This window comes from Pseudomonas sp. R1-1 (assembly GCF_051132135.1).
GTDB lineage: Bacteria > Pseudomonadota > Gammaproteobacteria > Pseudomonadales > Pseudomonadaceae > Aquipseudomonas.
Genome location: NZ_CP071663.1, coordinates 4259583 through 4273165, shown reverse-complemented (window position 1 = coordinate 4273165; position 13583 = coordinate 4259583). Strand labels below are relative to the sequence as shown.

The window sequence follows — 13583 nt, the reverse complement described above, 5'->3', positions numbered from 1 at the left end:
GGCGACAAAGGCTTATCGGCCGTTTTTTCAAGGACTGGAGGGCTAACAGCGGTTAACGGGTGCGAAGTCCGTCAATAAAACCGAGAATCGCCGAACCAAGCTCGGCAGCCAGCGGCAAATTCGGGTCTTTGTACGAGGCCAACTGCCGTTTCATGTCGTTGTGGACGATGCGCAGCACATGGTTCATGCCTTCAATGACCACCAGTTGCGCATCCGGTTTGGCGGCTTTGAGAAGCTTCGCGTCTTCGGTGCCGACCTGGATGTCATTGCTGCCCTGAACGATCAGCGCCGGCATCTGCAACTGCGCAAAGGCTTTGGCGGGGTCCTGGCGGAACAGCGAAATCAGGTACGGCTGCACGCTCGGGCGGAAAATCACCTGTAACGGCTGCGGTACATTGTCATCGGTGCGGCCGGCCTTGAGGCTGTCGAGCAGCTCATTGCTGCGCAGCATCAGCGGCGGTGGCAGGCTGCGCGCCAGTTGTTCGCGGATCACCTGATCGACCGGTCGCGCGCTGCCGGATAGGGAAATCACCGCCGCCGCATCGAGCTTCGGCGCGGCGAGGCTGGCAATCAGCGCACCTTCGCTGTGACCAAGGACGATCAGCGGGCCGAAACGCGGATCGGCCTTGAGCTTCTGCCCCCACGCCACGGCGTCCGACGCGTAAGCCTCCACCGACAGATTGCGCTCGTCCGGGGTCGCGGCGAGGCTCGCGGCCACTCCGCGTTTGTCGTAACGCACGCTGGCAATATTGTGTTTGGCCAGCACCCAGGCCAACCGCTTGAGACTGTCATTGCGCCCGCCGTCGGGGTTGTTTCCGTCACGATCGGTAGGACCAGAGCCAGAAATGATCAGGACAACCGGTACCGGGCTGTCAGACTTTGGCAACAACAGTGAACCGAAAAGTTCGCCGCTGCCGGTAGTCAAAGTCATCGGGCGTTGCAGGACCGTCGCTTGGGCAAAGCCCGTGAACAGGGTAAGACTCAAGATCAAAACTCGCAGCATCATCACGCCATCATTCGCCAAGGTGCCGGTTGGACTCGCCAACACCGCCAAGGTTCGAGGATGAACTACTCGGTTAGCCTGCGTATACTGGCGCGCATCAAGAATTCGGGTTTGATTTCACGGAGCGTCCTGCATGTCCGGCAATACCTACGGCAAGTTGTTCACTGTCACCACCGCTGGCGAAAGCCATGGTCCGGCGTTGGTCGCCATTGTCGACGGCTGCCCGCCGGGCCTGGAGATTTCCCTGGACGATCTGCAGCGCGACCTCGACCGCCGCAAGCCGGGGACCAGCCGCCACACCACCCAGCGCCAGGAAGCCGATGAGGTCGAAATCCTCTCCGGCGTGTTCGAAGGGCGCACCACCGGTTGCGCGATCGGCCTGTTGATCCGCAATACCGACCAGAAATCCAAGGACTACTCGGCGATCAAGGATCTGTTCCGCCCGGCCCACGCCGACTACACCTACCACCACAAATACGGCGAACGCGATTATCGCGGCGGCGGGCGCAGCTCGGCGCGTGAAACCGCGATGCGCGTAGCGGCGGGCGCGATCGCGAAAAAATACCTGGCCAGCCAAGGCATCGTCATTCGTGGCTACATGAGCCAGCTCGGCCCGATCGAAATCCCGTTCAAGACTTGGGATTCGGTGGAAGAAAACGCCTTTTTCAGCCCCGACCCGGACAAAGTGCCGGAGCTGGAAGCCTACATGGACCAGTTGCGTCGCGATCAGGATTCGGTCGGGGCGAAGATCACCGTGGTCGCCGAAGGCGTCATGCCTGGTCTGGGCGAGCCGATTTTCGACCGTCTCGACGCTGAACTGGCCCACGCACTGATGAGCATCAACGCGGTCAAGGGCGTGGAAATCGGCGCCGGTTTCGCCTCTGTAGCCCAGCGCGGCACCGAGCACCGCGATGAAATGACCCCGGAAGGTTTCCTCAGCAACAACGCCGGCGGCATTCTCGGTGGCATTTCTTCGGGCCAGCCGATCGTCGCCCATCTGGCGTTGAAGCCGACATCGAGCATCACCACCCCGGGCCGTTCGATCGACATTCACGGCACCCCGGTCGACGTGATCACCAAGGGCCGCCACGACCCGTGTGTCGGCATCCGTGCCACGCCGATTGCCGAGGCGATGATGGCCATCGTGCTGATGGATCACCTGCTGCGCCACCGTGGGCAGAACGCCGATGTACGTGTGAGCACGCCGGTGCTGGGCCAGCTCTGATGGCTGCGCTCAAAGCCGTCGCGGCATAACCGGCGTGGCGGCGCTTCCGTACTGGCGGCTGTCCAGTTTCTATCTGTTCTATTTCGCCTTGCTCGGTTCGACAGCGCCGTTTCTGGCGCTGTACTTCGATCATCTCGGCTTCAGCGCGGCGCGTATCGGTGAGCTGGTGGCGATCCCGATGTTGATGCGCTGCGTGGCGCCGAACATCTGGGGCTGGCTCGGCGACTACACCGGCAGGCGTCTGGCCATCGTGCGCTTTGGCGCGGTGTGCACGCTGCTGACCTTTTCGCTGATTTTCATCGGCAAGAGCTACGCGTGGCTGGCGATGGTCATGGCCCTGCATGCGTTTTTCTGGCACGCGGTGCTGCCACAGTTCGAAGTCATCACCCTGGCGCACTTGCAGGGCCAGACTTCGCGTTACAGCCAGATCCGCCTGTGGGGCTCGATCGGTTTCATCATCACCGTGGTCGCGCTGGGCCGGCTGTTCGAATGGCTGAGCCTGGATATTTACCCGGCGGCGCTGGTATTGATCATGGCCGGCATCGTCCTCAGCAGCCTGTGGGTGCCGAACGCGCAGCCGCCGCAAGGCAACCGGGCGAGCGGCGAGGGCTTTCTCAAGCAGTTGCGCAATCCGGGAGTGTTGGCGTTTTATGCCGGCGTGGCGCTGATGCAGATGAGCCACGGCCCGTATTACACCTTTCTGACCTTGCACCTTGAGCGACTCGGTTACAGTCGCGGCGTGATCGGCATGCTGTGGGCGGTGGGGGTGGTGGCCGAGGTTTTGATGTTCATGGCCATGAGCCGGATTCTCGCGCGGTTTTCCCTGCGCCGGGTGCTGATGGCTAGCTTTCTGCTGGCGGCGCTGCGTTGGGTGTTGCTGGGCACATTTGCCGAATTTCTCTGGGTGCTGCTGTTCGCCCAGGTGCTGCATGCGGCGACTTTCGGCAGCTTTCACGCCGCTGCCATCGCGTTCGTGCAACGTAGCTTCGGCGCACGTCAACAAGGCCAGGGCCAGGCGCTGTACGCGGCGCTGGCCGGCACCGGCGGTGCGCTTGGCGCGCTGTATTCCGGCTACAGCTGGAATGCCCTGGGCGCGACATTGACCTTCAGTATTGCCAGTCTCGCGGCGCTCGCCGCGGCCGTTATCATTGCCACACGTATGCAAGAGGACAGGCCATGAGCCTTACCCGTGAACAACTCGCTCAGCAAATCGTCGACGCCGGGCGCTTTCTCTATGGCCGCGGCTGGTCGCCGGCCACCAGCAGCAACTATTCGACGCGCCTGTCGCCGAGCGAAGCGCTGCTGACCGTGTCGGGCAAGCACAAGGGCCAGTTGGGCCTGGGCGATGTGCTTGCCACCGATCTCTCCGGCAACAGTCTGGAGCCGGGCAAAAAGCCCTCCGCCGAAACCCTGCTGCACACCCAGCTCTACAGCTGGCGCGCGGAGATCGGCGCGGTGCTGCACACCCATTCGGTGAACGCCACGGTGCTGTCGCGCCTGACGCCGGACGACTTCATTGAGTTCGAAGACTACGAACTGCAAAAAGCCTTCAGCGGCATCTCGACCCACGAATCGCGGGTGCGTGTGCCGATTTTCGACAACGATCAGGACATTGCGCGCCTCGCCGCCAAGGTGCAGCCTTGGCTCGACGCCCATCCCGATTGCGTCGGCTACCTGATTCGCGGCCACGGCCTGTACACCTGGGGCGCGCAGATGAGCGACGCACTGCGGCAGATCGAGGCCTTTGAATTTCTGTTTGAATGCGAGTTGAAGACCCGCAGCGTCATGAACCGCCAGGGCTGACTTCACCACCAGCAGCCCGTTTGCCCTGATGAATGCACTGCCCGACCGGTCTGCAAGAGCCGGACGGCAAGGCCGATACCGAGGAATTGCCCATGAGCAGCCTGTCCGTTTACCACGTTTCCAGCCCTGAGATTCCCAACAAGGTGCTGACCCATTTCGAAGACATCGCCTCAACGCTGGCCGAGCAGGGCGTGCGCTTCGACCGCTGGCAAGCCGCGGCGAAGATTCAGCCCGGCGCCACTCAGGAAGAAGTGATCAGCGCCTATAAAGAGCAGATCAACAAGTTGATGACCGAGCGCGGTTACGTCACCGTCGATGTGATCAGCCTGAACAGCGATCACCCGCAAAAAGCCGAATTACGCGCCAAGTTCCTTGAAGAACATCGGCACGGCGAAGACGAAGTCAGATTTTTCGTCGCTGGCCGTGGCTTGTTTACCCTGCACATCGACGATTACGTCTATGCGGTACTTTGCGAGAAGAACGATCTGATCTCGGTTCCGGCGGGCACCAGGCACTGGTTCGACATGGGCGAACATCCACACTTTGTCGCGATCCGTCTGTTCAACAACCCGGAAGGCTGGGTTGCCAATTTCACTGGCGAAGACATCGCCGGCCGTTTCCCGCGTCTGGAGGACTGAGCCCGTGTCGATCAAAGCCATCCTCACCGATATCGAAGGCACCACCAGCGCGGTCAGTTTCGTGTTCGACGTGCTGTTTCCGTACGCGGCCAAACATCTGCCGGACTTCGTGCGCCAGAACGCCGAGCGTGCCGATGTCGCCGAACAGCTCGATGCCGTGCGCCGCGAGAGCAACGAGCCGAACGCGGACATTGAACGGGTTGTTGAAATCCTCCTCGGCTGGATCGCCGAAGATCGCAAGGCCACGCCGCTCAAGGCCTTGCAAGGCATGGTCTGGGCTGAGGGTTATCACGCCGGGCAGTTGAAGGGGCATGTTTACGCGGACGCCGTTGAAGCCCTGCAACGTTGGCATCAGGCCGGCTATCAACTTTTTGTTTACTCGTCCGGCTCGATCCAGGCGCAGAAGCTGATATTCGGCTGCTCGGAGGCGGGGGATCTGACGCCGTTGTTCAGCGGCTACTTCGACACCACCTCGGGCGGCAAGCGCGAGGCGCAGTCTTACACCAACATCCAGCAAGCGCTGGGTGTTGAGGCGGAGGAAATCCTGTTTCTATCGGATATCGTCGAAGAACTGGACGCTGCGCAATCAGCCGGCCTGAAAACCTGCGGCCTGACGCGCGAAGGCGGGGAGCTGGGAAGCCACATCACCGTCGACAGCTTCACCGGCATCGAGCCCGAAGCCTTCTAAGTACACATAAGCCCAATGTGCGAGCCAGCCTGCTGGCGATAGCGGCAGATCAGCAAAACAGATATCAGCTGACCCACCGCAATCGCCAGCAGGCTGGCTCCCACAAGGTTTCGTGGCGAACAAAACCAGCAGGCAGGCCCTCACAGGGTTTTGTCGCGAACAAAAACAAACAGGCCGTGAAGCGCATGCTCCACGGCCTGTTTTTGTTTAAAGCGAATTACAGCGAGTGATACGTCGGCAGGGCAAAACGCTGCTGGCTCTGCAGCATGGCAATTTGCGGCAGCTCACTGGCTTGTTCGGCCAGGTCACGACGGATTGCACTGATCGCCCACGACAGTTGGTCGCCAGCGTGCAGTTGCTGATATGAGAGTGCGCGTTTGAAGACTTTGCCGTCGCTGCTACGCAGAGTCAGCAGGATGCCACCGTCAGGACGTGGGGCAGTGCTGACTTCGTAGTTGGAGAACAGCGATGTAAATTTTTCTTGAATCAGGCTCATGTCATCAGCTCCGTATGTACTTGAATGGCAAGCATGCATAGGAGGTTGCAGCGATTGTGCCAGCATTTATCTTTTTAAAAATCCTTTTAAAACAATGGTTTACAAGGAGTCGGATTTTTGGCTGTCGTGCAAACTGCATGAATGGCCATCGTGCATCCTGCATTTTGCGGGATTATTCCTGGCACCATGGAACCAAATGCCGGAGTGAAGATCCTCGCTGTGGCCGCGTGACCGGCGGATACAAAACATTGCAAAAACCGCGTGTACAGGCCGCGAAGCGCTGACGTATTTTCAAGCTCGACCCGCGTTCGAAGGCGCCGGTTGCTTCAAGCCATGCCCGACAATAAAAACATCGGCCAGCCAAGGTCGAACGGGGAGCTTTCATGCGTCACGCGCCAAGCGACACGATTACCTGGGGCATGATGCTCCGCAAGCTGCCGACGATTGCCAAAGCCATCCCGCGGGTGGTCAAGGGCATGAAAGCCGCCAATGTCACGGACCCGACGCAGAGCTGTGGCCTTGGCTGGACGTTCGAACAAGCAACGCTGCGCAACCCCGACGGCCCGGCATTGATGCAGGGCGATGTGCGACTGACGTACGCGCAGGTCAATCAATGGGCCAATCGCATCGCTCACTACCTGAGCGGGCAGGGCATCGGCAAGGGTGACGTGGTCGCGGTGTTCATCGAGAACCGCCCGGAATTGCTTGTGACCATTCTGGCGCTGGCCAAGGTCGGCGCGGTCAGTGCCTTGCTCAATACCGCACAGACCCGCGATACGCTGATTCACAGCGTCAACCTGGTCGCGCCGGTGGCGATCGTGGTCGGCGAAGAGTTGCTGCCAGCCTTTGCCGCCGTTCGCGAGCAAGTATCGATTGCCGCACAACGCATCTGGTTCGTGGCCGATCAGGACACCTACAGCCATCCAGGCATCGCGCCTGAAGGCTACATCAATCTGATCAGCGCCAGCGCCGATGCCAGCAGCGACAATCCGCCGAGCAGCCGGCAGATCTTCTGCGACGATCCGTGTTTCTACATCTACACCTCCGGCACCACCGGTTTGCCCAAGGCCGGGGTGTTCAAGCATGGGCGCTGGATGCGCAGCTCCGCCAGTTTCGGCATGATCGCCCTCGACATGAGCCCTGACGACGTCGTCTATTGCACCTTGCCGCTGTACCACGCCACCGGTCTGTGCGTGTGTTGGGGGTCGGCGGTCAACGGCGCCGCGGGTTTCGCGATCCGGCGCAAATTCAGCGCCAGTCAGTTCTGGAACGATGTACGCCGCTATCGCGCGACCACCATCGGCTACGTTGGCGAGTTTTGTCGCTATCTGGTCGATCAGCCGCTCAGTGCTGACGACAGTCGTCACGGCGTACGCAAGATGATCGGCAATGGCTTGCGCCCCGGTGCCTGGGCCGAGTTCAAAAGCCGTTTTGCCGTCGAGCACATCTGCGAGCTGTACGCGGCGAGCGACGGCAATATCGGCTTCACCAACGTGCTCAACTTCGACAACACCATCGGTTTCTCGCTAATGGCCTGGGAACTGGTGGCCTACGATCACGACAGTGGCGAGCCGCTGCGCAGCGCCGATGGTTTCATGCGCAAGGTCGACAAGGGCGAGGAGGGGCTGTTGCTGGCGCGGATCGACGAAAAAGCGCCGCTGGACGGTTACACCGATCCGCAGAAGACTGCCCGGGTCGTGCTGCAAGACGTGTTCAACAAGGGTGACCGCTATTTCAACACTGGCGATCTGCTGCGCAATATTGGTTTCGGTCATGCGCAGTTTGTCGATCGCCTCGGTGACACCTATCGCTGGAAGGGCGAGAACGTCTCGACCACCGAAGTCGAAAACCTGTTGCTGCAACACCCGCATATCTCCGAGGCAGTGGCGTATGGCGTGGAGATCCACAACACCAACGGCCGCGCCGGGATGGCGGCCATCACCCCGGCGGAATCCCTGGCAACGCTGGATTTCGCCGAACTGCTGGCCTTCGCCCGCGAACGCCTGCCGTCCTATGCGGTACCGTTGTTCTTGCGGGTCAAGGTGAAAATGGAAACCACCGGCACCTTCAAATACCAGAAAACCCGTCTCAAGAATGAAGGCTTCGACCCCGGCCAGACGGGGGGCGACCCGATTTATGCGTGGCTGCCCGGCACACAGACATATAGCCGAGTCACCGAGCAGGTGCTGGCGGAAATTCTCGAGGGCAAGCACCGTTATTGATTTCGGCTATCGCTGTGCTGTGGAAAAAGAGGGTGACAGTTTTCCTCTGCCTCGGGAAACTGTCGGCTTTCCGATTGACCGAAGTGGAGTTGCCCCATGTCCGACCAAAGCCGCCAGATGACCCCGGAAGAAGCCGCCGAATTCACCGAGCAGGTCTTCAACAAGGCGCGTGACGGTGATGCCGAAATGCTTGATCGTTTGGTGACGGCCGGTTTGCCGGTGAACCTGAAAAACAGCAAGGGCGACACTTTGCTGATGCTCGCCAGCTACTACGGCCACGTCGATGCCGTGAACGTGCTGCTCAAGCACAAGGCCGATCCGGAAATGCGCAATGGCAACGGCCAGAGCCCGATTGCCGGCGCCGCGTTCAAAGGCGATCTGCCGGTGGTCAAAGCGTTGGTGGAGGCGGGTGCCGAGATCGAAGGTTCGTCCTTTGATGGCCGTACCGCATTGATGATGGCGGCGATGTTCAATCGCGTGAAAATCGTCGATTACCTGATCAGCAAAGGCGCCGATCCAAAGGCCAAGGATGCCAATGGCGTTACCGCGCTCGACGCAGCGCGCACCATGGGTGCTGTCGATACCACCGCGCAGCTCGAGAAGCTGTTGGGCTGAAAATCCGCCCCGCCGGACTGTGGCGAAGCAGAGAATGCGCTATCCTTCGCGCCCCTGAAATCTCCCTTCGCCACAGGATCCGCCCTCATGAAAGCCGCACTCGTCGAACTCATCAGCAAAATCAGCTCCGGCTGCATGGGCGAGGACGAGATCCTGAAAGTCGCTGACGAAGCGGCGCAAGCCTACGCCGATGCCGACGCCTTTCTGACCGCCAACCCGGACATCAACTACGACGACACTTTCCCGATTCCGTTGGGCGAGTGGGTGGTGGTGGGCAGCCTGCCCGAAACCGTGCTGTTCCAGGCCGATACCTACGTTGACCTGTTCGCGCAAATCGTCGCCTCGTTCGGGCCCGGCGTGGATTTCAACCTCAAGCCCAAGCAACTGGCCAAGACCGAAGCCCTGACCGCGCTCAATCGCATTCAGGTGCAGATGAGCAGTCTGAACAAGGAAAACGGCGGTTACACGCTGATGAACTTCAGCCAGTTGCTCGACGACGAACTGCAGATGGTGCTGGTCTTCGGCAACGACGTGCCGCGGGTACTGGAACTGTGCGCCGAAGTCGGCATCAGCTCTGCACCGGCACTCGAAGCGTTGAAGGTCGCTGTTCACGTCTGATTTGCAATAAAACGGAACCCTGCGCAAGGCCGTCTATCCTAGAAGTGCATGCCACTATTCTGGAGCGACATTATGGGTTCCACGTTCAACGGTCTGATCGGTCTGATCATTCTCGCCCTCGACATCTGGGCCATCATCAATGTGCTGAAAAGCGGCGCGTCCACCGGCATGAAAATCGTCTGGACGCTGCTGATCATCCTCCTGCCGGTGCTGGGCCTGATCATCTGGGCGATTGCCGGACCGCGGGGCAATGTGCGGGTCTGACCTGATATCAGGATCACCGCAGTACCCCTGTAGGAGTGAGCCTGCTCGCGATAGCTATCTATCAGTCAATATCTCTGTGGCTGGCAAACCGCAATCGCGAGCAGGCTCACTCCTACAATGGATTGTGCTGCGACGGTGAAGTGAGGTTCGACCTGTCATCTTCGGCAACGTAGAATGCGCGCCTTTCCCGGGCAATCGTCCCCCACGATTGGCGCCCGCGCATTTCATCGGAGCACTTGACCATGACCGTCACCAAAACCAGCGAGTACCTGGAAACCCTCTACGAAGGCTACGGCCAGCGTTTTCGCATGGAAAAACTGCTGCACGAAGTGCGCACCGAACACCAGCATCTGGTGATTTTCCAGAACCCGCGCATGGGCCGGGTGATGGCGCTGGACGGCGTGATCCAGACCACCGAAGCCGACGAATTCATCTACCACGAAATGCTCACCCATGTGCCGATCCTCGCCCACGGCAGCGCCAAGCGTGTGCTGATCATCGGTGGCGGCGACGGCGGCATGCTGCGCGAAGTGACCAAGCACGCGGGCGTCGAGCACATCACCATGGTCGAAATCGATGGCACCGTGGTCGACATGTGCAAAGAGTTTCTGCCGAACCACTCCGCCGGCGCCTACGACGATCCACGCCTGAACCTGGTGATCGACGACGGCATGCGTTTCGTCGCCACCACCACGGAAAAATTCGACGTGATCATCTCTGACTCCACCGACCCGATCGGCCCGGGCGAAGTGCTGTTTTCGGAGAACTTCTACCAGGCCTGCCACCGCTGCCTCAACGAGGGCGGCATTCTGGTCACGCAGAACGGCACACCGTTCATGCAGATCGACGAAGTGAAAACCACCGCCGGTCGCCTCAACAGCCTGTTCCCGGACTGGCATTTCTATCAGGCGGCGGTGCCGACCTACATCGGCGGTTCGATGACCTTCGCCTGGGGCTCGACCAACCCGGCCTACCGCAAACTCAGCCGTGAAACCCTGCAACAGCGCTTCATCGGCAGCGGCATCGTCACCCGTTACTACAACCCGGAAATCCACATCGGCGCTTTCGCCTTGCCGCAATACGTACTGCAGGCGATCAACAAGCCGGGCAATAACTGATTTTCAACACAGTACCCCTGTAGGAGTGAGCCTGCTCGCGATAGCTGTTTATCAGTCGATATCTGTGTGACTGGCAAACCGCAATCGCGAGCAGACTCACTCCTGCAATTTGATCATCGCCCTGTGTAATCCTTTTGAACCAACTATCGCGGCAAAACGTCCAGATAGAGGTAAGCCCATCTACGGGTTGATCGAGGAGGCACTGATGCAAAAGTGGAAAGTCACTTTCGTGGATGATCATGGTGAAATCGTTGATGAAATCTTCGAACGTGAGGAATGCCCGACCGACGATGAAGCCGCCCGGCTGATCAAGGAAAGGCTCCTTCCGGTGGCTGCCCAACTGGATCTGAACGATCTGGAAGGACGCACCGCCGATGCTGGCGTTAAAAACCTCAAGACCCAGAACGGCATCGAGATCCGCAGCATCACGCCAATCTGAACACTTCCTGTCATCTTATGAACCAGGCCTTGGCAGCGCCGCTCTCTTGCGGCTACTCTGCAGGGGAGATCAGCGAATGGATCGCTAAGGTCTGGTCTTGTCAGCTACATGCTTGTTTCCCGCGTGCAACCGCAGCGTTGTCGACGTACTTAGGCCACAGGCCCGGGGCGGGAATACGGAAAGTCTATCCATCTATGCGAGGGGGACGATTCATGAGCACAGCCTATCAAGAAGACATCAGCAGCAATGTTCTGCGCCGCATGAAAGAAGGCGGTTTCGACTTTTCCAGGTTTCATCCCATCGAGTTCTACGCCATTTTCCCGGATGAGGAGCGGGCGCGCAGGGCGGCGGGCAAATTTCGCGGTGAATCCATCAATGCCCAGGTCAGCGCGCGCGACGACGGCGCCTGGTCGCTGGAACTCAGCAAGGTCATGTACGCGACCTATGACGATATCGGTGATTTCGAGCAAGGCTTTTCCGCCGTGGTCGAACCGCTGGGCGGCATCATCGAAGGCTGGGGCGTCAAGCAGGAGGTGCGCAACCGCCACCGTTTGAACTGATCGTTTGCACGGCTTGTTGAGCAACGGCTGACCTTCGGGTCGGCCGTTGTCGTTTGTGCGCTGCGCAAACGCTGTGGCAAAACCCTGAAACAAGAATCCAAGGCAAAAAAAAGCCACCGGAGAGGGTGGCTAAAAGGGAAGAGCGATACGCGCTGAAACCCTTGAGGGCTACAGCGGGCGGGCTGCCGGAGCAGTCCTGGTCGGTTGAGCTGGCCGTTTCGCGAGCCTCTGGCCGGCGAAGTTTTGCAGCGGATGCGCGGATTATCCGTACGCCGCGGCGGGCAGTGAAATCAGTTCTGACTATGCTGGTGATAGGCGTTGCAATGCGTCGCAATGAAGCGGGGGCAATCCTGTTGGAGCATTTGTCGCACAGGAATGGTGCGGCGTCTGCGATGTGAATATCCAACCGATTGAAATCAAAGCGTTTATGCCGATGGCACGGGCCTTGCGAAGGCCTGTATGTCCGGGTGACAAGGAGTACGGCATGATCCGCACCTATTTTGATGAGATGTACGATGCCGGCGGCCAGGTTCGCCCGCATTATCGCGAGTTCGCCCGATGGCTGGCCGATACGCCGGATGAGCTGCTGGCGCAACGGCGGCGAGAAGCCGATCTGCTGTTCCATCGTGCCGGGATTACCTTCACGCTCTATGGGGACGAGCAGGGCACCGAGCGCCTGATTCCTTTCGACACCATCCCGCGCAGCATTCCTGCCAGCGAATGGCGGATCGTCGAGCGTGGCTGCATTCAGCGGGTCAAGGCGCTGAACATGTTTCTCGCCGACCTGTACCACGAGCAGCGCATCATCAAGGCCGGGATCATTCCCGCCGAACAGGTGCTGGCCAACGAGCAGTACCAGTTGGCGATGCAAGGCCTGGATCTGCACCGCGATATCTATTCGCATATTTCCGGGGTCGATCTGGTGCGCGACGGCGACGGCACCTATTACGTGCTCGAGGACAATCTGCGTACGCCGAGCGGCGTGAGCTACATGCTCGAAGACCGCAAGATGATGATGCGCCTGTTCCCGGAGCTGTTCGCCGCCCAGCGCATCGCGCCGATCGACCACTATCCCAACCTGTTGCTCGACACCCTGAAAAGCTCAAGCCCGATCGATGACCCGAGCGTGGTGGTGCTGACACCGGGGCGCTTCAACAGCGCGTTCTTCGAGCACGCGTTTCTCGCCCGGGAAATGGGCGTGGAACTGGTCGAGGGCGCGGACCTGTTCGTGCGTGACGACAAGGTATTCATGCGTACCACCGATGGCCCGAAAGCGGTCGACGTGATCTATCGACGCCTCGATGACGCCTTTCTCGATCCGCTGGCTTTCAATCCGGATTCGATGCTCGGCGTGCCGGGGCTGCTGTCGTCGTACCGCTCCGGCAATGTCGTATTGGCCAACGCGATCGGCACTGGCGTCGCGGATGACAAATCGGTGTATCCGTTTGTCACCGACATGATCCGTTTCTACCTCGACGAAGAGCCGATCCTGAAAAACGTGCCGACCTGGCAATGCCGCAACCCGTCTGAACTTTCCCATGTGCTGGCCAATCTTCCAGATCTGGTGGTCAAGGAAACCCAGGGCTCCGGCGGTTACGGAATGCTGGTAGGGCCGGCCGCGACGACGGCGGAAATCGACGCGTTTCGCGAGCGCATCAAAGCCAAGCCGCATGCGTACATCGCCCAGCCGACGCTGTCGTTGTCGACGTGTCCGACCTTTGTCGAAAACGGCATCGCGCCGCGCCATATCGACTTGCGTCCGTTTGTCTTGTCCGGTCGCGAGACCCGGGTCGTGCCCGGCGGTTTGACCCGTGTCGCCCTGCGCGAGGGCTCCCTGGTGGTGAATTCCTCTCAGGGTGGCGGAACCAAGGACACCTGGGTGGTCGAGGATTGA

At 60.0% G+C, this 13583-nt stretch carries 15 protein-coding genes; 13 read left to right on the top strand and 2 right to left on the bottom strand.

Going from position 1 to position 13583, the window contains the following annotated elements; genetic code table 11:
• Nucleotides 1-52: 52 nt before the first annotated feature.
• The gene (locus J3P75_RS19095) at nt 53-1006 is read right to left on the bottom strand and encodes an alpha/beta hydrolase (protein WP_434707816.1); all 954 of its coding nucleotides are present in this window, start codon (nt 1004-1006) and stop codon (nt 53-55) included.
• A 130-nt stretch (nt 1007-1136) separates the two neighbouring features.
• Between J3P75_RS19095 and aroC the strand changes: the two genes are divergently transcribed.
• The 5 genes from aroC (at nt 1137) to mtnC (ending at nt 5357) form a co-directional block, all read left to right on the top strand.
• Complete coding sequence (aroC, locus tag J3P75_RS19090; protein WP_434707815.1) at nt 1137-2228, top strand: chorismate synthase; 1092 nt, start codon at nt 1137-1139, stop codon at nt 2226-2228.
• A 34-nt stretch (nt 2229-2262) separates the two neighbouring features.
• Nucleotides 2263-3408 carry an MFS transporter gene (locus tag J3P75_RS19085; RefSeq protein WP_434707814.1) on the top strand — a complete coding sequence of 382 codons (1146 nt, stop codon included), beginning with the start codon at nt 2263-2265 and terminating at the stop codon, nt 3406-3408.
• The gene (locus J3P75_RS19080; RefSeq protein ID WP_434707813.1) at nt 3405-4031 is read left to right on the top strand and encodes a methylthioribulose 1-phosphate dehydratase; all 627 of its coding nucleotides are present in this window, start codon (nt 3405-3407) and stop codon (nt 4029-4031) included. Before J3P75_RS19085 ends, J3P75_RS19080 begins: the two co-directional genes overlap by 4 nt.
• 92 nt (nt 4032-4123) lie before the next feature.
• Entirely contained in the window at nt 4124-4669 is a 546-nt protein-coding gene (locus tag J3P75_RS19075; protein ID WP_434707812.1) for a 1,2-dihydroxy-3-keto-5-methylthiopentene dioxygenase, read from the top strand.
• 4 nt (nt 4670-4673) lie between these two features.
• Nucleotides 4674-5357: an acireductone synthase gene (mtnC, locus tag J3P75_RS19070; protein WP_434707811.1), complete on the top strand. Its 684-nt coding sequence runs from the start codon at nt 4674-4676 to the stop codon at nt 5355-5357.
• A 217-nt stretch (nt 5358-5574) separates the two neighbouring features.
• Here the strand turns inward: mtnC and J3P75_RS19065 are convergent, their stop codons facing one another.
• On the bottom strand, nt 5575-5853 hold the full coding sequence (locus tag J3P75_RS19065) for a DUF3509 domain-containing protein (RefSeq protein WP_016773780.1): 279 nt from the start codon (nt 5851-5853) through the stop codon (nt 5575-5577).
• 383 nt (nt 5854-6236) lie between these two features.
• Between J3P75_RS19065 and J3P75_RS19060 the strand changes: the two genes are divergently transcribed.
• From J3P75_RS19060 to J3P75_RS19025, 8 genes are all read left to right on the top strand, one after another.
• On the top strand, nt 6237-8075 hold the full coding sequence (locus J3P75_RS19060) for a long-chain-acyl-CoA synthetase (protein ID WP_434707810.1): 1839 nt from the start codon (nt 6237-6239) through the stop codon (nt 8073-8075).
• Nucleotides 8076-8171: 96 nt separating this feature from the next.
• Nucleotides 8172-8690, top strand: a complete 519-nt coding sequence (locus tag J3P75_RS19055; RefSeq protein WP_434707809.1) for an ankyrin repeat domain-containing protein — start codon at nt 8172-8174, stop codon at nt 8688-8690.
• Between the two features lie 87 nt (nt 8691-8777).
• Nucleotides 8778-9308: a hypothetical protein gene (locus J3P75_RS19050; protein WP_434707808.1), complete on the top strand. Its 531-nt coding sequence runs from the start codon at nt 8778-8780 to the stop codon at nt 9306-9308.
• A 72-nt stretch (nt 9309-9380) separates the two neighbouring features.
• Nucleotides 9381-9572: a PLDc N-terminal domain-containing protein gene (locus J3P75_RS19045; RefSeq protein WP_203421346.1), complete on the top strand. Its 192-nt coding sequence runs from the start codon at nt 9381-9383 to the stop codon at nt 9570-9572.
• A gap of 242 nt (nt 9573-9814) precedes the next feature.
• The gene (gene speE, locus J3P75_RS19040) at nt 9815-10690 is read left to right on the top strand and encodes a polyamine aminopropyltransferase (RefSeq protein ID WP_090282513.1); all 876 of its coding nucleotides are present in this window, start codon (nt 9815-9817) and stop codon (nt 10688-10690) included.
• A 205-nt stretch (nt 10691-10895) separates the two neighbouring features.
• Nucleotides 10896-11129 carry a hypothetical protein gene (locus J3P75_RS19035; RefSeq protein ID WP_093103157.1) on the top strand — a complete coding sequence of 78 codons (234 nt, stop codon included), beginning with the start codon at nt 10896-10898 and terminating at the stop codon, nt 11127-11129.
• 212 nt (nt 11130-11341) lie between these two features.
• The gene (locus tag J3P75_RS19030; protein ID WP_007960698.1) at nt 11342-11689 is read left to right on the top strand and encodes a ribonuclease E inhibitor RraB; all 348 of its coding nucleotides are present in this window, start codon (nt 11342-11344) and stop codon (nt 11687-11689) included.
• Between the two features lie 484 nt (nt 11690-12173).
• Nucleotides 12174-13583 (top strand): circularly permuted type 2 ATP-grasp protein, encoded by a 1410-nt coding sequence (locus J3P75_RS19025; RefSeq protein ID WP_103303811.1) that lies wholly within the window; start codon nt 12174-12176, stop codon nt 13581-13583.